Source organism: Sphingopyxis sp. J-6, from assembly GCF_046603995.1.
Classification (GTDB): Bacteria; Pseudomonadota; Alphaproteobacteria; order Sphingomonadales; family Sphingomonadaceae; genus Sphingopyxis.
This window is the reverse complement of sequence record NZ_CP145810.1, coordinates 3,822,128-3,841,200: the sequence shown is the minus strand read 5'-3', so window position 1 is coordinate 3,841,200 and position 19,073 is coordinate 3,822,128. Positions and strand designations below refer to the sequence as shown.

Sequence of the window (19,073 nt, the reverse complement as noted above, 5' to 3'; positions counted from 1 at the left end):
CGGTACAAAATACAATCGGCTGTTGCAGCGCCTTTTGCTCGCCTATTCGACCATCGCGCGCAGGTTGATCGTGAAGCTCGATCCCGGTGCCATGCTGCCCTTCGGATTGACGCGGACATGGGTGACATTGGTGTCGACACCATTGGTATCGGCGACCGGCGTATAGGTCCAGGTCGAGCCGCCGTTGTTCGAGAAGCTGATGTCGTCGCTGGCGTTCGACAGGCTGGTGAAGCTGTAGGTCAGCCCGCTGCTCCCTGCGGTGAAGCTGACGGGCCCGGGCCCGGGTGCATAGGTGCCGACGAACAGCGCAAGGTTCGCGGGGATCGCGTCGGTGACGACGACGCTATTGCTCGTCGGCGCGGTGCCCGACGGCGCGGTGACGGTGATGCCGTAGTCTGCGAAACCGCCGGGGATCAGCTTCGGGTTCGTCGTCCCGTTCACGGGGTCGCTATAGGGGACCGAAGTCTTGGCGATCGCGAGCGGCAGGACATAGGCGTTGGTGTAGGTGCAGACCGTCGCCGTCGTGCTCGGCTGGATCGTCAGCGTCCGTCCCGTCGCGCCGCTGGCCAGCGGGCTGCCGCCGGTGCATTCGACGGTGGCGTTATAGAGCGCGGCGACCGCGCCGCCGCCCCAGCTTTCGGCGGGAAGGGTCACCACGTCGCCCGCGCGCATTATGACCTGCGTTCCGTTCGTCGCGGTCGGCGCGGTCGAGCTGAAAGTCGCGTTGGCGGTGCCGCCGCTGGTCGTCGCGGCGGCGGTGTGGCCGACCGTGGCGCCCGACCACGCCTTGGCGAGGCGGAATTGCTGCGCGATGCGGCTGTTGGTGAAGGTGCACACGATCGCGGTATCGGCGGGATTGACCGTCAGCACATTATCCGAAAGCGCGGTCGTATTGCCGGTGCAGGCGAGCGCCTGCGCATAATTGGCGCCATTGCCGACCGTCCAGCTTTCGGTCAGCGCGCCGCTTTCGGCGGCATAGACGGTGACCGCGGCATTGGTGTCGGTTTCGTTGGCGCTGTTCGCGACCGATGACAGCGTCGCATCGTTGGTAAAGCCGTCGCTCGCCACGGTGACGGCGTTGGTCGTCTGGGCGTTGACCCAGGTCTTGCGGACGACGAGCGTCGCCGATTTGCGGTTGTTGGTAAAGGTGCAGGTCAGCGAGGTGCCCGAGGGCATGGTGACCGTCCGGCTGAGCCCGCTGCCCGCCGTGGCGACGACGGCATTGTCGCTGTTGCGGCGGCATTCGATGCTGCTGGTGTAGTTGGTCGCCGATCCGGTCGTGAAGCTTTCGGTCAGGGTCAGCGTCGAGCCGGCGACGGCGACGGCGGTTGCATTGGTCGCGCTGCCCCCGACCGTCGACGATCCGGCGACGGGGACGAGGCCTCCCGAAATCGACAGCCCGACCGCGTCGCCCGCGATCCCGTTCGTCCAGCTCTTCGCCAGCACGACGGGCGAATCATTGTCGGTGATCGTGTAGGTGCTCGCGGTCCGCGGCGTACCGCCGCAGCTCGATGTGCTCGATACGGTGTAGCCGGTGCCCGTGTTCAGCGCGATCTGGATCGTCTCGCTACCCTCGCTCACCGTATCGTCGATGATCTGTATGCCGAGCGGGACGGTGACATTCTGATAGGTGCCGGCGGGAATGGTGACGGTGAAGGTCGCGCCGCCGCCGGGCGTCGTATAGTCGGTCCCGCGCGTCGCCGTGCCGCCGGTAATGCTGACGTTGACGGTCCGCGCGGAGAACAAAGTGCCGCTGACGATGAGCCCGGGCAGGTTCGCCGACGCGATCGATTCGACCCCGGAGGCGGTCGCGGCCGACAGCTCGATGAACGGATTGAGCGTGATGCGGATGTCGTCGAGGAAATTGCCGTAGCTGCCCGCGTCGGTGGTGATGAACTGGACGCGCTGGACGCCCGACGCGCCGCTGTAGGTCGCGGTACCGGTGTTGACGTTCCAGACCTGGTTCGCGGTGGTCGATGCCTGCGTCGCCAGATTCTGGATCAGCGTGCCGCCGCCGTTCGCGATCTGGAAGCGCGCCGTCTGGGTTGCCGGGCCGCCCGAGCGGGCGCGATGGGCAAAGGTCCAGCCGATCGTCTCGCCATTCACCATGCAGATATTCTGGTAGAGCGCGCCGGGCACATTGGCGTTCATTTCGGCGAAGACCGAACCGTCATAGGCGGGCACGCTCTGAAAGCCGGTATCCCACAGCTCGATCTCGCCCGACGCCGAATCCCAGCCGGTCACCGATCCGTTGGCGTAGATTTCGTAATTCGCCGCCCCCGCGCCCTGCGGGTTGTTCGATTCGAACGAGGGATTGACGATGACGCGCTGCGCCATCGCCGGCGCGCCGGCCCCCGCAGCGATCAGGAGGAGTGCGCCGAGGCGCGCCAAGCGGGCCAGCGAAGCCATCAGTTGACCGTCACGTTGAACGCGACCGCCATCGCGGCGGCGGGGGCGAGGGTCGCGGTGGTCGCCGATACGGTCGCGCCCGCGAACGACGCGCCGAACGGGTCGCTTTCATCGGCGCCGGTCGCATTGTCATCCTCGACCGTCGTCGCCCCGGCACAGCTCGTGCCGCTGCGCAGCGAGCCGGCAACGAAGGTCACCGTCGGCGGCAGCGGATCGGCGATATTGATCGCGGTCGCGGTGCTGCTGCCGTTGTTCGTCACGAGCAGGCAATAACGCATCGTTGCGCCGGGGATCGCCTTGGGGTCGGTGGTGCCGTTGACCGGATCGCTGACGACGCCGCTCGTCTTGGCGATCGCGAGATTGCCGACCGGGCGGCAAAAGACGATGTCGTGGATCGCCATCCCCTGCTGCCCCGGATTTGCGGGCGCGATCGAATGGCTGCCATATTCGATGACGATGGTATCGACCGGCGCGGTGAAGGTTACGGTCACCGTCCCGTTGGCGCTGGTGTCGGCCGACAGGACGTCGCCATAGGCGCTGTTGCCGATGACATAGTTGCTCGTCCCGTTGGTCAGCACCGGCGTGACGGGCGATCCGTTGAAGCTGCCCGTGACGGTCACGCGGTCGGCGAACTGGCCCGACGAATAATCGATGTCGAACAACCGGAACTGGGCGCCGGGAACCGCGGTCGGCAAGGTGATCGTCGAGGTGACGGTGCCCGCCTGGCTGGTGAAATCGACAAGCTCGAAGATCGAATATTGCGCCGGCGACAGTCCGCCGGTGACGACATTCTGCCGCGTCGGCGACTGTCCGCCATAGGTCGCGTTGCTGAGGAAGCTGCCGCCGCTGATCGTGATGCCGAAGTTTGTCGTGCCGATGCCGGCAAGCGCATAGCCGCCGCTGGTCGCTCCGGCCGACCAGCTGATATTGTCCCAGTCGTGGGTCGTCGTCAGCGCGGGGCAGACGAGCGTCGGCGCGACGCCTGCGGTGCGCGTACCCGACACGGTGAAGCTTGCCGAATCCCCATCGTCCTCGCTGGCGGCGCCGTTGCCGGGGGTCGAGTCCATGTCATAGGCCGAAGAGGCGCTGATCTCGGCGCTGTTGGTGACGGTGGCGCCCGACGTGGCGGTCACCGTGCCGCTGATCGTCAGCGTTCGTGTCGTGCCCGGCGGGATACTGCCAACGGTCCAGACGCCCGTACCGCTGCTGTAGCTTCCGAAGCCCGAGGCGCCGGTGAAGGCGAACCCCGGCGGCAGGCTGTCCTGCACCGTGACGCCGGTGGCGGTGAGCGGCGAGGCGCTCGCATTGGTGACGCTCAACGTATAGCTGATGCTCGCGCCGAACGCCGGCGACGCGCTGCTCACCGTCTTGGTCAGCGAAAGGTCGGCATAGGGCGTGAGCGGTACGGTGGTGAGATAGAGATGTGCGCGGGCAAAACTGCCGCTGTCGCCGTTCAGTGAATCGCAGATCGTCAATTGCCAGCTTCCCGCCGACGCTTCGCCGTTGAAGCTGGCGAGCGAACCCTCGGGCCTGAAATTGCGCTGATACGGCGGCGCGGCGGTCGTGTTGTCGTTCGAACTGTGCGTCGAGATGCTCGCGGCCGCGCTGTCGTCGAACAGGACGTTCAGATTGTCCGCCGACGTGCCGACGTTGGTGATCAGGTTGACCACCGTGCCACCGGGCGACACCAGAGTCGCGCGAAGGTCGCCGCGATAGGTGTGGCTGAGCTGGACGCCGATATCGACATCGGTGATCTGGGCGTTCGACGCGACGGTGAAATTGCGCACCATCGGGGCGGTGCACGGGGTCGCGGTCTCGCTGATCGTACCGCTGACGGTGTTGCTGTAGCTTGTGGTGGTCTGCGCCCCGACGGGCGCAGCGACGAGACCCGCCGTCAGACAGGCGAGCGCCATCAACGCTCGCAATAGCTGCACATACTGGTCCCCACACCAGCAGTTTCGGCTCTGGTCCCGCCGCTGCATGGCGGCGCTATGGGGCAGTCGTGGCTAACAGCGGGTTAAGATTGTGAAGTTGGGGCCGTTATTGTGTCGGATGGGCACACCTATGGCTAGGTGCCGGCCCAGTCGCCGTGCTTGGCCATCCACAGGCCGGTGGCCGCGATCGCGGCGGTTTCGGCGCGCAGGATGCGCGGGCCCAGCGCGACGCGGCGGACCGCGGAACAGTCCAGAAGCAGGTCGCGTTCGCGGGTCGTAAAGCCGCCTTCGGGCCCGGTCAGAATTGCCGCCGGGGCCGGGGCATCGACGCTATTAAAAGCTGCGCCGCCCGCTTCGTCGGCGAACAGGAGCGCACGTTCGGCCGGCCAGTCCTGCAAAAGCTGCGGCAGCTTTACGGGGTCGGCGAGTGCGGGAAGGGCGGTGCGGCCGCATTGCTCGCATGCCTCGACGATCTGCGCTGCGATCCGTTCGGCCTTCACCCGCTCGACGATCGTCCGCTCGGTGATCACCGGCTGCAGGCGCGCGACGCCGAGTTCGGTCGCCTTTTCGATAATCCAGTCGAGCCGCGCCTTCTTGACCGGCGCAAAGCAGAGCCAGAGGTCGGGCACGCGTTCGAGCGGACGGGTCTGGCGCTCGATCCGCACGGTCAGCGACCGCTTGCCGGCGTCGGCGACGACCGCCAGCCATTCGCCGCTGCGGTTGTCGAACAGCAAGACCGGATCGCCTGCCTTCAGCCGCATGACACCCAGCAGATAATGCGCCGAACTGCCGTCGATCACCGGCGCGGCATCGGGTCCGAGCGGGGTGTCGATGAACAGGCGGGGGGTGCTGGCGGGCGGCCAGGCGGGTGTCGCGGGCATGGCGCACGCAATAGCAGAAGGCGATTCCTTGTGCATCTTTTGCGACAGGACGGCGAATCTGTCCTGAAACGGGGCAAATCGGCCGTTCGGCCGCCAAACGCCGCGGGGTCGATTAGCCATTTGGTAAGCAGTTTCCCTCTAGTGCGAGGATACCAGTCGCGCATCCGGGTGGGCCGCGAGCCTGGTCCAAGAGGGGTTTTGACCATGGGTGGGACCATTTTCAGCCGCTTGCGGCGAACAGGAAAAGCACTTGCGCGCGACCAGCGCGGCAATGCCCTGATTCTGACTGCCGCGGCGATCGTGCCGGTCATCGGCATCGTCGGATCGGGTGTCGATATCGGCCGGGCCTATATGACGCAGCTCCGCCTGCAGCAGGCGTGCGACGCCGGCGTGCTCGCGGGGCGCCGCGCGATGGCGGCGGGGACCTATTCGGATACGGCGAAGGCCGAAGCGAACAAGATGTTCAACTTCAACATGCCGTCCGGCATCTATGGCAGCAATACCGTCACCTTCACCTCGAGCGCGCCGAGCACGGCCGACGTCACCGGCACCGCCACCGCGAAGCTGCCGACCGCGATCATGTATATTTTCGGGACCGACAAGTTCGACCTGTCGGTCAATTGCACCGCGAAGCTCGAAATCTCGAACGTCGACGTGATGCTCGTTCTCGACGTCACGGGTTCGATGGCGCGCGCCAACGGGTCGGATACGGTGACGAAGATCCAGGGCCTGCGCACTGCGGCGATCGACTTTTTCGACACGCTGACCAAGGCCGATATCGGCGACGGCCAGCTACGCTTCGGCGTCGTTCCCTATAGCTCGACGGTCAATGTCGGGCAGATCCTGCGCGCCAAGAATCCCGACTGGCTGGCGAACGAAACGACGCTGCCGTCGCGAACGCCCAATTTCAAGATCACCTACGGCAACGCGTCGACCGAGATCAGCAACACCTATAACGACGGCACCACCACCGCGGGCAGTTGGTCGAGCGGATCGAACGTCGACAAGAGCTTCTGCAACAACAACGCGAATCCGCCGCCCGACACGACGCCGACGGCCAGCGGGACGCCGACGCGCAACCAGACCGCACAGTTCATCGATGGTGAGGGCGACCGCATCACGACGTACGATCGCAACCAGAAATACGTCTATTACAGCTATCGCTACACGACCTCGAGCAACAAGTGCAAGTTGCAGGAACGGACGATGACCTTCACGCGGACCTTCAAGGAAACCGTGACCGAAGAGCCGATCAAGACGTTCCAGAACTATACCTACCAGAACCGCTCGTTCGACGTCACCGCGGTGAAACAGGGCAATTCGCTGGTCACCAACACCGGCACGAACGGCGCGGACGTTACCGTTGCCTGGAACGGCTGCATCATCGAACGCGCCACCGACCCGTTCGGTCCGACCGCGACCGCGCCCGACGACGCGCTCGACATGAACATCACACTGGTCCCCGACCCGAGCGATGCCGACACCCAGTGGCAGATGTTCCTGTCCGAAGTCGCCTATGGCCGGTCGTCGAGCAGCAACACAACGAGCACGACCAACAGTTCGAGCTTTGCGACGCGGTCGCTGACCAGCGATTATGGCGCCTGTCCGGTTGCGGCGATGAAGCTGACCAAGATGACGAAGGCGGACAAGTCGACCTTCGAAGCCTATATCAACGCCTTGCAGCCCAAGGGCTATACCTACCACGACGCCGGCATGGCGTGGGGCGCGCGGCTGATTTCGCCGGTCGGCTTGTTCGCCAGCGAAAATGCGACGGCGTCGAACAACCGGCCGATCAGCCGGCACATCGTCTTCATGACCGACGGTGACATGACCGCGCCGCGCGACAATCTGTCGCACCAGGGCAATGAGATCACGATGCAGCGCATCGGTGCGACGAGCGACGACAACGCCGTCGCCCGGCACAACAACCGCTTCGTCCAGCTCTGCCGGCGGACGCGCGAACTCGGCGTCACCATCTGGGTCGTGTCGTTCGGGGTCGGGACCAATACCCAGCTCGATAGCTGCTCGACCTCGGGCAAGGCCTATGAGGCCGACGATTCGGCCCAGCTCAATGCGAATTTCCAGTCGATCGCACGGCAGATTTCGAAGCTGAGGCTGTCGCAATGACGCGCCGGCACGCCCTGATCCGCCGCCTGCGCCGCAATAAGCGCGGCGTGGCGATGGTCGAATTCGCGCTCACCGCGCCGGTCTTCCTGCTCCTGCTGATGGGCATCTTCGACTATTGCTGGCAAATGTATGCACAGCAGGTGCTGCAGGGCGCCGTCAGCAAGGCGGGCCGCGATTCGACGCTCGAGCAATTTGCGATCAACCAGAAAGCGCTCGACGACCGGGTCAAGGCGCAGGTGCTGAACGTGTTCAACCACGCCGATGTGACCTTCACCCGCAAGGCCTATGACACCTTCGATCAGGTCGGCACCGAGGAACGCTATACCGACGACAAGCCGAAAAACGGCCGGTACGACGCTGGCGAATGTTTCGACGACTTCAACAAGAACGGCCGGTGGGATCGCGACCGCGGCCGCGACAGCAACGGCACCGCGGGCGACGTCGTCCTTTACACCGCGTCGATGAAGTTCAAACGCGTCCTGCCGGTGTGGTACATGCTGGGCCAGCCGCAGGAGACGACATTGTCGTCGTCGACGGTGCTGCGCAACCAGCCGTTCGCTAACGGCACCGATGCGCCGCCGGACGAATGCAAATGATCGCCCGTCCCGACCTTCTCCGCCGTGCGCGGGTCGCAACCCGGCGCCTCGCGCGCAATGTGCGCGGCGCGATCATGATCGAAATGGCCTTTGCCATCCCGATCCTCGTCCTCATCGGCTTCGGCGGGCTCGAGGTCGCCAACCTGACGCTCGTCAACACGCAGATCAGCCAGATCGGCCTCAGCGTTGCCGACAACGCGTCGCGCATCGCGGCGGGGAGCAACCTCGCGCTGCCGCAGGTGCGCGAGGCCGACATCAACGAGGTGTTCGCCGGCATCGAGAAACAGGGCGTCGGGCTGGATTTCCAGAAAAACGGCCGCATCATCCTGTCGAGTCTCCAGCGCAACAACGACGGCGGCCAGACGATCAAGTGGCAGCGCTGCTATGGCAAGCTTGCCGTTGCTTCGGCCTACGGTACGGAAGGAACGGGGGCGACGGGCAAGAGCTTCGCCGGCATGGGGGACAAGGGCAAGGAAGTGACCGCGGCAGGCGGCACGGCGGTGATGTTCGTCGAGATCAGCTATAAATATCAGCCGCTCGTCTACGGCAAATGGCTGGGACCGAAGACGATCAAATCGACCGCAGCCTTCAATATCCGCGAGACGCGCGACCTGACCCAGGTCTACAGCCCCGGTACCAAATCGAGCTGCTGACGCGCCGCGCGGCGCGCGGAGATAATCGGCATTTATCGGCGCGCCGCAGCCTGCTATCGCGCCGGGGCCGATGACTGCAATCCATCCTCCCGACAGCCAGCACCGGGGTTTCGTCGCCCTGCTGCCCGCCCGTGCGCGGCCCTATGCGCTGCTCGCGCGCTTCGACCGGCCGATCGGCTGGTGGCTGCTCTACTGGCCCTGCGCCTTTGCCCTCGCGCTCGGCGGCGGGGCGGTCAGCCACTGGCCGTTGTTCCTGTGGCTGCTGCTTGGCGCGATTGCCATGAGGGGGGCGGGCTGCGTCTATAACGACATCGTCGATCGCGACCTCGATGCGAAGGTTGCGCGCACCGCATCGCGTCCCGTCGCGAGCGGAGCGGTCTCTGTGCGGGGCGCGCTGCTGTGGACGCTGCTCCTGTCGCTGGTAGGGCTGGCGGTATTGCTCCAATTGCCTCGCGGCGCGCAGATCGTCGCGTTGGGCAGCCTGCTGCTGGTTGCCGGCTATCCGTTCATGAAGCGCATCACCTGGTGGCCGCAGGCGTGGCTCGGCCTTGTGTTCAGCTGGGGCGCGCTCGTCGCATGGGCCGCCGTCGGCGGGCAGGACGGCCTGGCGCTGCCCCTGCTCTACGCCGGCTGTATCGCCTGGGTGATCGGCTATGACACCATTTATGCGCTGCAGGATATCGAGGACGATATGCTGGTCGGCGTGAAGTCGAGCGCACGCGCGATGGGGCGTCATGTCCGCGGCGGCGTCGCGCTTTGCTATGGCACGGCGCTGGCGGCGTGGGGCGGGGCATTATGGGCGGTGCGTCCCGATCCGCTGGTGCTCGTCGCACTGCTTCCGGCGGCGGTGCATTTCACCGGACAGGTCGTCACGCTCGACCCGGCGAACGAGGCCGATGCGCTCGCCAAGTTCCGCAGCAATCGTTTCGCCGGTTTGCTGATCTTCGCCGCGATGCTGGTGGTCGGCAGCGCGCCCTAGGGTCAGGACCCTAGCTATTCGGCGGCGAGCAGTTCCTCGGCGCCGCCCAGATCGACCGAGACGAGGCGGCTGACACCCTTTTCGATCATCGTCACCCCGAACAGGCGGTGCATGCGCGCCATCGTCACCGCATTGTGGGTGACGATCAGATAGCGGGTGCTGGTCTCGCGCGTCATGCGGTCGAGCAGGTCGCAGAAACGTTCGATGTTCGCATCGTCGAGCGGTGCGTCGACCTCGTCGAGGACGCAGATCGGCGCCGGGTTGGTGAGGAAGAGGCCGAAGATCAGCGCGACGGCGGTCAGCGCCTGTTCGCCGCCCGACAGCAATGTCAGGGTGCCGAGCCGCTTGCCCGGCGGCTGCGCCATGATTTCGAGCCCGGCCTCGAGCGGATCGTCCGAATCGACGAGTTCGAGATGCGCCTGCCCGCCGTTGAACAGCGTGGTGAAAAGACGCTGGAAATGCTCGTTCACCGTCTCGAACGCCGCCAGCAGGCGAACCCGGCCCTCGCGGTTGAGATTGCCGATCGAGCCGCGCAGGCGATTCACCGCTTGCGTCAGCTCCTCGATCTCGGCGGCATTTTTCTCGCGTTCGGCGTCGAGTTCGGCGAGCTCGTCGGCAGCGACGAGGTTCACCGGGCCCAGCCGTTCGCGGTCGGCGATCAGCCGGTCGTGCTGCGTCGATTCGTGCGCGGCATCGCCGACCTCGGCGCTATCGAAACCGGCCTTCTGGGGTAGCAGCGGCGGCGGGCATTCAAAGCGCTCGCCCGACAGGCGGCCCATTTCGATGCGGCGGAGTTCGGCATTTTCGGAGCGCGCAATCGCGCCGGCGCGCGTTTCGCGCGCGGCCGCGACGCGTTCGCGGATCGCCGAGAGCGCGGTTTCCGCTTCGCGTAGCGCGGCTTCGGCTTCGCGTTCCTGTGCTTCGGCGGCGGCTACCTTTTCGCGCAGCGCGGTCTGCTGCTGCTCGGCCGCGACGCGTTGCGCCGCGAGCCGCTCCGGCAGGTCGGCAAGCTTCGCGGCCTCGGCGGCAAGCGCGTCGGCGCGCTTGTCCATTTCGGTCACGCGGCGTGCGGCCTCGCCGGCGCGGGCTTTCCAGCTCTTGATCTCGGCGCTGACCACCGCCTGGCGTTCGTTCAGCGCCGCGAGCGCGCGTTCGTGTGCGGCGAGCGCATCGCGGGCGGTCCCGGCGTCGGTACGCGCGCGCTCGGCCGCCGCCTCTTCGGCTTCGAGCGCCGCGCGCGCGATGCTGTCGTCGGGCAGCGCCGCGAGCGCAGCTTCGGTCACCGCGAGCGCCTCGGCAGCCTCTTTCGCGGCTTCGGCGATTTCGCCGAGCCGGCGGTCGAAGAGCGCGGCGGCGTCGCGGTGGCGGTCGAGCGCGGCCTGCGCCTGATCGGCAGCGCGCAGGGCGGTGCGCCGCGCCTCGTCGGCCTGCGCCAGCGCCTTGCGCGCAGCGGCGGCGGCTTCGACGATCTGGCTACTTTTCGTCGCGGCCGCATCGCGCCGGTCGCGCAATTCCTGCACACCGAGTTCGACCTGCGGCCGCTGCGCTGCGAGCGCGTCGAGCCGGTTCTGGCGTTGCAGACGCTCGGTCGCGGTCGCGCCGTCGCCGCGGGTGACGAAGCCGTCCCAGCGGCGCATCACGCCTTCGGTGGTCACGAGCCGTTGGCCCACCGCGAGCGGTTGCCCGTCGTCGGTTTCGGTGACCGCAACCTGTGCGAGGCGCCGCGCAAGCGCCGCCGGTGCTGTCACGAAATCCGCGAGCGAGCGGGTCCCGGCCGGGAGGGCCGGATCGCCCTTGGCCGCGTCCGCACCGCCCCAACTGCGCGCCGCCTGCCTGTCGGTTCCGGCGTCGAGGTCGTCACCGAGCGCAGCGGCGAGCGCGGCTTCATAGCCGGCGGCAACGCGCAACTGGTCGAGAACGCGGTCGTCGCCGCTACGCGCTGCCGCCAGCGCACGTTCGAGCGTCGCGGCCTCGCCGTCGAGCGCGGCGAGCGCGGCGCGGGCCTCGGCCAGCCCGGCTTCGACGCCCGCGAGGTCGGCGGCGGTGGCTTCGCGGTCGGCCTCGGCGTCCTGCAGCGCGGTTTCGGCCGCCGCGATCGCGGCTTCGGCCTCGACAGCCGCCTCCGTGCTTTCGACCTGCCGCGCGGCGAGCGCGTCGCTGTCGCCAAGCGCGGCAACTTCGGCGTCGACCCGTGCCTTGTCGCCGGCGACGCGGCGCACCGCGCTTTCGGCGCTGTCGCGTGCCGAGGCGGCGATGCGCCGGTCGGCGGCTTCGCTCGCCGCCCTGGCGCGCGCCTGCGCCAGCGCAACCTCGGCGTCGCGGAGGCGCGCCTGCGCGGCGAGGCTGGCTTCGGCGAGGGCCGCCTTGCCGGCGTCGTGCCCCGCGATATCCTGTGCGAGCGATTTCGTCTCGGTATCGAGTGCGGTGAGCGCGGTATGGGCTTCGCGCGCCAGTTCGCCTTCGTGCGCGCGGTCGTCGGCGATGCGCCGCTGCTGCGCCGCCAGATCTTCGAGGCGCTGAAGCGCGGCGCGTTCCTCGCCTTGCAGCCGCACCTGCGTCGCGGTCGCCTCGGCCAGCGCGTCGCGCTGCGTCTGGGCATCGCTGCGCGCGGCGGCGACGCGCGTCGCAACCTCGGTCTGCGCCTTCGAGACGGTTTCGAGCTCGTCCTGCGTGGTCTTTACCGCGGCTTCGGCCGCGTCGGCGTCGCGCCGTGCCTGGTCGGCGGCGGCGGCGGCATCGCGCCAGCGTGCATAGATGAGCCGCGCTTCGGCGACGCGGATTTCGTCGCTCAGTTTCTTGTACTTCTCCGCCGCGCGCGCCTGCCGGCGCAGCGCGTTGGCGCGCACCTCCATGTCGGCGACGATTTCGGACAGGCGGGTGAGGTTGGTTTCGGTCGCGCGCAGCTTTTGCTCGGCATCCTTGCGGCGGACGTGCAGCCCGGCGATGCCTGCCGCTTCCTCGAGCATCGCGCGGCGGTCGGTGGGCTTGGCGGCGATGACATTGGCGATCTTGCCCTGGCTGACGAGCGCCGGGCTGTGCGCGCCGGTTGCCGCGTCGGCGAAGATCAGCGCGACATCCTTGGCGCGCACGTCGCGGCTGTTGGCGCGATAGGCGGAACCGGCGCCGCGTTCGATGCGGCGGATGATTTCGAGTTCGTGGCCTTCGCTCGCGTCGGATAATCCGGCGACCAGCGCCCCCTCGGTGTCGCAATGGATGGCGACCTCGGCAAAGTCGCGCGCCGGACGGGTCGAGGTGCCGGCGAAGATGACATCCTCCATCCCGCCGCCGCGCATCGATTTCGGCGAGGATTCGCCCATTACCCAGCGAATCGCTTCGAGCAGGTTCGACTTGCCGCAGCCGTTGGGACCGACGACGCCGGTCAGCCCGGGTTCGATGCGCAGCTCGGTGGGTTCGACGAAGCTTTTGAAACCGGTCAGGCGCAAGCGCTTTATCTGCACGGAGGGCTCCCGCGCAGGCTATCGAATCGGAGCTGTTGCAACCTTGATGTCACATTTCCCCCTGCGACCCGTCATGCCGTGTGGCCGGGGGAGTCGCAAGGGCATCCTCGTCATCCCGGCGAAAGCCGGGATCTCGCCCTATCGCTATTACGCGACGATGAGATCCCGGCCTGCGCCGGGATGACGAATGAAACAGGATAATTTTTACCGCGCGCCCATCGTGCGCAGCCGGTCGCGGAGCAGCGGCCAGGTTGCGACGCCCTCGGCGACCTGCCCGTTGATCAGGAAGGTCGGGGTGCCCTGCACCTGATATTTCTCGATCGCCGCGTTGGTGCCTTCTTCAAGCTTGGAGATATTCTCGATCTTGCCGAGGCAGGCGTTCACCTGTTCTGCGGTTACGCCGCGCGACTGGAAGAAGGTGTCGAGTTTCCACGCCTTGGCGAGCGCGGGGAAACGCTGTGCGGGTGCCAGCGCCATCGCTTCCTCGCCGCCTTTCGGGTTTGCCTGCGCCGCCGCGAAAAGTTCGGCCTGCGAGGCGAAAGTATTCTCGATCAGCGGGTAAAAGCGGTCGACGGGCGCGCAGCGGATGATCGCGGCGGCCGACGCGTCGAGCGGATCGCGGATGAAGTTGCGAAGTTCGAGGCTGACGCGGCCGGTATCGATGAAGTCGCGCTTGATCTCCTCATGGCTTTCCTTCGAGAATTCGGCGCAGTGCGAACAGGTGATCGACGCGAATTCGACGATTTTGATCGGCGCGTCGGGGTTGCCCATCACATAGCCGCCGTCGGGCGAGACGGCGACCGTCTGCGACCAGCTCTTGTTCGCGGGCGCCGCGACCTTGGCGATGACATCCTGTTCCTTGGCGGGGTCGGTCTTGCTGTCGCCGCAGCCGGCAAGCGCGAGTGCGCCGAGCGAGGACAGGATGGCGATACGCAGCGTGCGGGTCATGGGTTTTCTCTCCGGACGAAAAGGGTTTGGCGGGCTTTTAGGAGCCCTTGAGCGCGGCGTCGAGCGGCGTTTTCAGCGCTGGCCACTGGCTTGCGCCGGCCTCGCGGCCGTTGATGAAAAAGGTCGGGGTGGCCTTCACCCGGTCGGCGTTGAAGGCGATATTGGTCATGCCCTCGAGTTCGGCCTGCGCGACGCCGTCGTTCATGCAGCGATCGAGCTGCGCCGCCGTATAACCGCGCGCGCGCATCAGCGCGTCGAGCCCGGTAAAGGCGGCGATCTTTCTCGCCCGCTCGCCGAGATCGCCCTGATACCAGCTCTTCATTTCGGCCTCGCTGGCCTTCTGCACCTTGGCGAGCCAGACTTTTTGCGCCGCGAAAATCGCCTGATGGTTGCCCACAAATGCCTTGCCGCCGCCGCACCGCGCGAGCAGCGCGGCGGTCATGTCGACCGGGTCGCGGACGAGGTTGCGATATTCGAAGACCACCAGCCCCTTGTCGACATACAGCGTCTTCAGCGGCACCGAGCCGAGGCGCGCGAAGTCGGCACAATGGCTGCACGTATAGCTGAAATATTCGATCAGCCGGACTTTCGCCTTGGGGTTGCCGATGCTGAACGAGCCGATGTCGGTCGTCGCGACACTGGCCGACCAGCGCGGCGCAGCGGGCTTGGCCGGTGCGGCGGCGCCGATCAGCGTCAGCGCGCCTGCGGCGAGGGCGCCGATCGCGGCGCGGCGTCCGAAAAGGATGGAGCGGTAAGCGGACATCGTCGCGGGTCTTTCTAACTGATGCGGGGAAGCTTCGGTGCGGTCGCCAGCCCGGCCGCCATGCGTTCGAGCACGGTCCTGAGCTCCGGGTCACCGATGTCGCGAAGACTGTCCCCCAGTTCGGCGGGTACGGGCTTCAGCATTGCCGGAGGCTGAACGGGCGCCGCCGGGGTGACCTGCCCGTGCGTCATACGGACGGTGGCAATCGCGGCATAGCCGAAGAAGCGATTGACCGCGCCGATGATGTCGGGCGCGACATGCTGGAGCATCGGCGCGTGCGCGCCGCTGATCGTGAGGTGCAGCGTGCCGCCCGCCTTCTGGCCGGCCGGAAAGCGGATCATCGCGGGCTGAGTGACGTCGGCGAGCCGGTCGCCGACGATCTCGCGCCAGCGGCTGACCACCGACGACTGGATGAACCCGAACTTGCGAAAGGCGGTGCGGCCGATTTCGGGAACGAGGTCGGCGATCGACCGCGCTTCGCCGCCACGCGGGCGTTCATAGGGGCGTGCGCTTGCCTTGGGCTTTTTGCCGCCCTCTTTCGCCTTCGCCTTTTTGGCGGGCGGCCCGTCTCCCGTGTCTTTCGTCATCGCATGTGCCATGCCATAGGCGGGGGGTGAGCGTCCAGACATCCGACCATATCGACGATCCGATTGACGAGACGGCCGGCGATTTCGCGGGACGCATGCTGAGCTGGTATGATCGCGCGGCGCGCGACCTTCCTTGGCGGATCGGCCCCGGCGACCGCACCGTCCCCGATCCATACCGCGTCTGGCTTGCCGAAATCATGCTCCAGCAGACGACCGTTGCAGCGGTTACGGGCTATTTCCTGAAATTCACCGCGCGCTGGCCGACGGTTGCCGATCTTGCCGCGGCCGATGACGCCGACGTCATGGCGGCGTGGGCCGGGCTCGGCTATTACGCCCGCGCGCGAAACTTGCTCGCCTGCGCGCGGACGGTGGTCGCAGCGCATGGCGGGCGCTTCCCCGACAGCGAGGCGGGCCTGCGCACCCTTCCCGGGATCGGCGATTATACCGCGGCGTCGGTCGCGGCGATCGCTTTCGGCCGTCCGGCGGTCGTGATCGACGCCAATATCGAACGCGTGCTCGCACGCCACCGGCTGATTACCACCCCGCTGCCGCTGGCGAAGCGCGAGATTCGCGCCGCGCTGGCGCCGCGGGTGCCCGAAGATCGGCCGGGCGATTTCGCGCAGGCGCTGATGGATCTTGGCGCGACCATCTGCACGCCGCGCTCGCCCGCTTGTGCGATCTGTCCGGTGATGGCCGATTGCCGTGCGCCCGGGCGCGCCGATATCGAGCGGATACCGGTCAAGCCGCCCAAAAAGGCCAAGCCGCACCGGCATGGGGTCGCGTGGTGGATCGAACAGGACGGCCGGCTCTGGCTGGTCCGCCGGCCGGGCAAGGGCATGCTCGGCGGGATGCGCGCGCTCCCCGGCGGCGAATGGGCCGATACTCCGGCGGACGAGTCGGGAATCGCCAGCGTCGATCATGGTTTCACCCATTTCGACCTGACGCTGACCCTCATACGCCGTGAAGGATCTCCGGAAGCCCGGGATGCCGCAGCGGAAGGCGAATGGTGGCCGATCTCGGACCTTGACGCGGCGGGGTTGCCGACGCTCTATCGCAAGCTGGTCGACAAGATGCGGGAGAGAGATGCATGAACATGATGGTTTCGCGGCGCGCGTTGCTCGGCGGATTTGCCGCCGCCGGGGCGACGGCGCTGCTGCCGCGCAATGCCTTTGCATGGAAGGCGGGCGGCGAGCAGCTTTACCCCGGAACCTACAGCTTCATCAAAGGCTTCGTCGACCGCCGCGAACTCGTCGGCACCCTCGCCGCGATCGGCAAGGGGCAGGAGGCACCGGTGTTTTTTGGCGCCGGGGTGCAATCGAACGATGCGCCGACCCCGGTCGGCCCCGACACGCTCTGGCGGCTCTATTCGATGACCAAGCCGGTCACCGGCATCGCCGCGATGCTGCTGATCGAGGACGGCAAGATGACGCTCGACCAGCCCATTGCCGATTTCCTGCCGTTGTTCGCAAAGATGAATGTGCAGAACACGCCCGATGGCTCGATCACCGATGTGCGCCCGGCGAAAGGCCCGATCACGGTGCGCCAGTTGCTCACCCACACCGCGGGGCTCGGCTATAACATCATCCAGAAGGGCCCGATCAAAAAGGCTTATGACGATGCCGGCATCGTCGGCGGACAGGCCAGCCGCCTGCCGATTCCGGGCTTCGCCGACGTGAAGCCCGCGCCGAGCCTTGCTGCGATGGCCGACCGGCTCGCGGCGCTGCCGCTGGTCTATGAGCCCGGCACCAAATGGAGCTATTCGATCGGTCTCGACCTGATGGGCCGCGTCATCGAGGTCGTGTCGGGGCAAGCGTTCGACGCCTTCCTGAAGGCGCGACTGTTCGATCCGCTCGGCATGGCCAGCACGGGCTTCATGGTCGGCGCGCGGGACGTCTCGCGTTTCTCGAGCAATTACGCCCCCTTCGGCGGCGCGCTGATCCCGTTCGATCCGGCGGCGAATTCGATCTATCTCGATCCGCCGCCCTATCCGTTCGGCGGCGGCGGACTGGTGTCGAGCGCGCGCGATTATGACCGGTTCCTCGCGATGCTGCTCGGCGAAGGCGAGACGGGCGGGGTGCGGGTGATGCAGCCCGAAACCGCGCGGCTCGCGATGTCGAACCTTCTCTCCGACAGCGTCGACCGCAAGGGCAGCTTCATCGACGGCGAAGGCTTCGGCGCGGGCGGCCGGGTGTCGCTGCCGACCTCGCCGGGCGGCGAAGGGATTTTCGGCTGGGCCGGCGCGGCGGGGACGATCGGCTTCGTTCACCGCGGGCTCGGTTATCGGGCGGCCGGTTATACGCAAATCATGCCGCCCGATGCCGTTTCCTTCCAGGGCAAGTTCGGCGAGACCTTCTTCAAGGACGTCGCAGGCTGATGGCCTTGCCGCTGGGTTTCACCGGCGCGCGGCTCGACCGCGCCGACCAGTTGCGCACCGACGCCGATGCCTTTGCGGCGGCGACGTCCGATCCGCGGGCGCGCTGCCTCGCGCTCGACGGGATCGATTTCGTGCCCGGCGATGGCGGCGGGCTCCGTTGGGAGCCGCTCGACCGCACAGACGACCGCGCGCTGTTGCTGCTCGGTCTCGACGATGACCGGGTGCCGCATTTCGTGCGTGAGCCCGCCGCGGGCCAGCGAATCGACGCGCGCTCGCGCACCGTCATGCGTCTGCTGCCTTTGCTGTCGGGTGAGGAGGCGGCGCTTTATGGCGGCGCGCGCAGTCTTGTCGACTGGCACGCGCGGCATCGCTTCTGCGCGGTGTGCGGCGTCCCGACCGAGTTGTTTCGCGGCGGCTGGGGGCGCAAGTGCGGGGCCTGCAATGCCGAGCATTTCCCGCGCGTCGATCCGGTGGTGATCATGCTCGCCGAATGCGACGGGCGCGTGCTCGTCGGGCGGCAGGGCGGCTTTCCGCCGGGCTTCTTCTCGGCGCTCGCGGGTTTTGTCGAGCCCGGCGAATCGCTCGAGGAAGCGGTGGCGCGCGAATTGTTCGAGGAAGCCGGGATTCGCGTTTCCGACGTGACCTATGTCGCGAGTCAGCCGTGGCCCTTCCCGTCGTCGCTGATGATCGGCTGCCGCGCGGTCGCCCGTGACCCGGCGCTGACGCTGGACACGACGGAGATCGAAGCGGCGATGTGGGTCGATCGCGCCGAAGTCCGCGCCGCGCTGGCGGGCGACATGGGGGCACCGTTCATGGCGCCGCCGTCGCTGGCGATCGCCCGGCACCTGCTGGAAGATTGGGTGGGCTAGCTAGAGCCGCTTGCCGGTAATCCGGCTAATTTCCTTGGCTACCATAGCTTCGACCAGCGGCGGCAGGTTGGCGTCGAGCCAGTCTTTGAGCATCGGGCGCAGCGCATCGAGCACGACGTCTTCCATCGTGCGGGCGGCCGATACGGGGGCTGCGGTAGCATGCGCCGCGCCGGTATCGGGCGTCACGGCAGCGCTCAGTGCCTCGAGCGACTGGCGCGCAGCATCGGCACTCGCCGCGGATACCAGCTCCTCGGTGGACGGCGCGGGATCGCCGCCGCCAACGTCTTCGTCCTGAAGGTCGAGGATATCCTCGACGCGGACCGCCTGCGCATCGCGCGCGGCGCCCGGCGCCTCGTCGCGCGCGATAACGCGCCGGATCGACGACAAGATATCTTCCATCGATGGCTCTCGCGACATGTCGCCCATCAAATCCCCCTTCGGCGCGCCCGGCAAGGGCGATTAACCATGATCATACCGGTGAGGGGCGGCGCTTGC

Annotated in this window: 15 protein-coding genes; 7 read left to right on the top strand and 8 right to left on the bottom strand. The window is 67.2% G+C overall.

Going from position 1 to position 19,073, the window contains the following annotated elements:
• Nucleotides 1-42 precede the first annotated feature (42 nt).
• The 3 genes from V6U71_RS18325 to V6U71_RS18315 form a co-directional block, all read right to left on the bottom strand.
• Nucleotides 43-2,409, bottom strand: a complete 2,367-nt coding sequence (locus V6U71_RS18325) for a beta strand repeat-containing protein (RefSeq protein ID WP_411339779.1) — start codon at nucleotides 2,407-2,409, stop codon at nucleotides 43-45.
• Entirely contained in the window at nucleotides 2,409-4,322 is a 1,914-nt protein-coding gene (locus V6U71_RS18320) for a proprotein convertase P-domain-containing protein (protein ID WP_411339778.1), read from the bottom strand. The genes V6U71_RS18325 and V6U71_RS18320 overlap by 1 nt, the downstream gene beginning before the upstream one ends.
• Nucleotides 4,323-4,477: 155 nt before the next feature.
• A complete protein-coding gene (locus tag V6U71_RS18315; protein WP_411339777.1) occupies nucleotides 4,478-5,224 on the bottom strand; it encodes a 16S rRNA (uracil(1498)-N(3))-methyltransferase in 747 nt (248 codons plus the stop codon).
• A gap of 204 nt (nucleotides 5,225-5,428) precedes the next feature.
• Between V6U71_RS18315 and V6U71_RS18310 the strand changes: the two genes are divergently transcribed.
• The 4 genes from V6U71_RS18310 to ubiA all read left to right on the top strand — a co-directional run bounded on the left by V6U71_RS18310 (nucleotide 5,429) and on the right by ubiA (nucleotide 9,579).
• A complete protein-coding gene (locus V6U71_RS18310; RefSeq protein WP_411339776.1) occupies nucleotides 5,429-7,351 on the top strand; it encodes a TadE/TadG family type IV pilus assembly protein in 1,923 nt (640 codons plus the stop codon).
• Nucleotides 7,348-7,947, top strand: coding sequence for a TadE/TadG family type IV pilus assembly protein (locus V6U71_RS18305; protein ID WP_411339775.1), 600 nt, complete (start codon nucleotides 7,348-7,350; stop codon nucleotides 7,945-7,947). Before V6U71_RS18310 ends, V6U71_RS18305 begins: the two co-directional genes overlap by 4 nt.
• The gene (locus tag V6U71_RS18300) at nucleotides 7,944-8,600 is read left to right on the top strand and encodes a TadE/TadG family type IV pilus assembly protein (RefSeq protein WP_411339774.1); all 657 of its coding nucleotides are present in this window, start codon (nucleotides 7,944-7,946) and stop codon (nucleotides 8,598-8,600) included. Before V6U71_RS18305 ends, V6U71_RS18300 begins: the two co-directional genes overlap by 4 nt.
• Before the next feature lie 70 nt (nucleotides 8,601-8,670).
• A complete protein-coding gene (gene ubiA / locus V6U71_RS18295) occupies nucleotides 8,671-9,579 on the top strand; it encodes a 4-hydroxybenzoate octaprenyltransferase (RefSeq protein WP_411339773.1) in 909 nt (302 codons plus the stop codon).
• 14 nt (nucleotides 9,580-9,593) lie between these two features.
• Here ubiA and smc read toward each other — a convergent pair whose 3' ends face one another.
• The 4 genes from smc to V6U71_RS18275 all read right to left on the bottom strand — a co-directional run bounded on the left by smc (nucleotide 9,594) and on the right by V6U71_RS18275 (nucleotide 15,335).
• Nucleotides 9,594-13,037 carry a chromosome segregation protein SMC gene (smc, locus tag V6U71_RS18290; RefSeq protein ID WP_411339772.1) on the bottom strand — a complete coding sequence of 1,148 codons (3,444 nt, stop codon included), beginning with the start codon at nucleotides 13,035-13,037 and terminating at the stop codon, nucleotides 9,594-9,596.
• A gap of 204 nt (nucleotides 13,038-13,241) precedes the next feature.
• Nucleotides 13,242-13,985 (bottom strand): thioredoxin domain-containing protein, encoded by a 744-nt coding sequence (locus V6U71_RS18285; RefSeq protein ID WP_411339771.1) that lies wholly within the window; start codon nucleotides 13,983-13,985, stop codon nucleotides 13,242-13,244.
• Nucleotides 13,986-14,022: 37 nt separating this feature from the next.
• Entirely contained in the window at nucleotides 14,023-14,748 is a 726-nt protein-coding gene (locus V6U71_RS18280; protein WP_411339770.1) for a thioredoxin domain-containing protein, read from the bottom strand.
• A 14-nt stretch (nucleotides 14,749-14,762) separates the two neighbouring features.
• Nucleotides 14,763-15,335 carry a DUF721 domain-containing protein gene (locus V6U71_RS18275; protein ID WP_411339769.1) on the bottom strand — a complete coding sequence of 191 codons (573 nt, stop codon included), beginning with the start codon at nucleotides 15,333-15,335 and terminating at the stop codon, nucleotides 14,763-14,765.
• Between the two features lie 95 nt (nucleotides 15,336-15,430).
• On the opposite strand from V6U71_RS18275, the gene V6U71_RS18270 reads away from it, so the two are divergent.
• The 3 genes from V6U71_RS18270 to nudC are packed head-to-tail and all read left to right on the top strand — an operon-like array spanning nucleotide 15,431 to nucleotide 18,578.
• Complete coding sequence (locus tag V6U71_RS18270; RefSeq protein ID WP_411342373.1) at nucleotides 15,431-16,426, top strand: A/G-specific adenine glycosylase; 996 nt, start codon at nucleotides 15,431-15,433, stop codon at nucleotides 16,424-16,426.
• On the top strand, nucleotides 16,423-17,709 hold the full coding sequence (locus V6U71_RS18265; protein ID WP_411339768.1) for a serine hydrolase domain-containing protein: 1,287 nt from the start codon (nucleotides 16,423-16,425) through the stop codon (nucleotides 17,707-17,709). Before V6U71_RS18270 ends, V6U71_RS18265 begins: the two co-directional genes overlap by 4 nt.
• Complete coding sequence (gene nudC / locus V6U71_RS18260) at nucleotides 17,709-18,578, top strand: NAD(+) diphosphatase (protein ID WP_411339767.1); 870 nt, start codon at nucleotides 17,709-17,711, stop codon at nucleotides 18,576-18,578. The genes V6U71_RS18265 and nudC overlap by 1 nt, the downstream gene beginning before the upstream one ends.
• Here nudC and V6U71_RS18255 read toward each other — a convergent pair whose 3' ends face one another.
• Nucleotides 18,579-18,977: a DUF2497 domain-containing protein gene (locus V6U71_RS18255; RefSeq protein ID WP_411339766.1), complete on the bottom strand. Its 399-nt coding sequence runs from the start codon at nucleotides 18,975-18,977 to the stop codon at nucleotides 18,579-18,581.
• Nucleotides 18,978-19,073: the final 96 nt, after the last annotated feature.

Excerpts from the sequence above, each read along its gene's own strand:
- ubiA (WP_411339773.1), top strand. The coding sequence starts at position 8,671 with ATGACTGCAATCCATCCTCCCGACAGCCAGCACCGGGGTTTCGTCGCC.
- nudC (WP_411339767.1), top strand. The coding sequence starts at position 17,709 with ATGGCCTTGCCGCTGGGTTTCACCGGCGCGCGGCTCGACCGCGCCGAC.
- V6U71_RS18265 (WP_411339768.1), top strand. The coding sequence starts at position 16,423 with ATGAACATGATGGTTTCGCGGCGCGCGTTGCTCGGCGGATTTGCCGCC.
- V6U71_RS18280 (WP_411339770.1), bottom strand. The coding sequence starts at position 14,748 with ATGTCCGCTTACCGCTCCATCCTTTTCGGACGCCGCGCCGCGATCGGC.
- V6U71_RS18325 (WP_411339779.1), bottom strand. The coding sequence starts at position 2,409 with ATGGCTTCGCTGGCCCGCTTGGCGCGCCTCGGCGCACTCCTCCTGATC.
- V6U71_RS18285 (WP_411339771.1), bottom strand. The coding sequence starts at position 13,985 with ATGACCCGCACGCTGCGTATCGCCATCCTGTCCTCGCTCGGCGCACTC.
- V6U71_RS18275 (WP_411339769.1), bottom strand. The coding sequence starts at position 15,335 with ATGACGAAAGACACGGGAGACGGGCCGCCCGCCAAAAAGGCGAAGGCG.
- V6U71_RS18300 (WP_411339774.1), top strand. The coding sequence starts at position 7,944 with ATGATCGCCCGTCCCGACCTTCTCCGCCGTGCGCGGGTCGCAACCCGG.
- V6U71_RS18320 (WP_411339778.1), bottom strand. The coding sequence starts at position 4,322 with ATGGCGCTCGCCTGTCTGACGGCGGGTCTCGTCGCTGCGCCCGTCGGG.
- V6U71_RS18255 (WP_411339766.1), bottom strand. The coding sequence starts at position 18,977 with ATGGAAGATATCTTGTCGTCGATCCGGCGCGTTATCGCGCGCGACGAG.
- V6U71_RS18305 (WP_411339775.1), top strand. The coding sequence starts at position 7,348 with ATGACGCGCCGGCACGCCCTGATCCGCCGCCTGCGCCGCAATAAGCGC.
- V6U71_RS18315 (WP_411339777.1), bottom strand. The coding sequence starts at position 5,224 with ATGCCCGCGACACCCGCCTGGCCGCCCGCCAGCACCCCCCGCCTGTTC.
- V6U71_RS18270 (WP_411342373.1), top strand. The coding sequence starts at position 15,431 with ATGCTGAGCTGGTATGATCGCGCGGCGCGCGACCTTCCTTGGCGGATC.
- V6U71_RS18310 (WP_411339776.1), top strand. The coding sequence starts at position 5,429 with ATGGGTGGGACCATTTTCAGCCGCTTGCGGCGAACAGGAAAAGCACTT.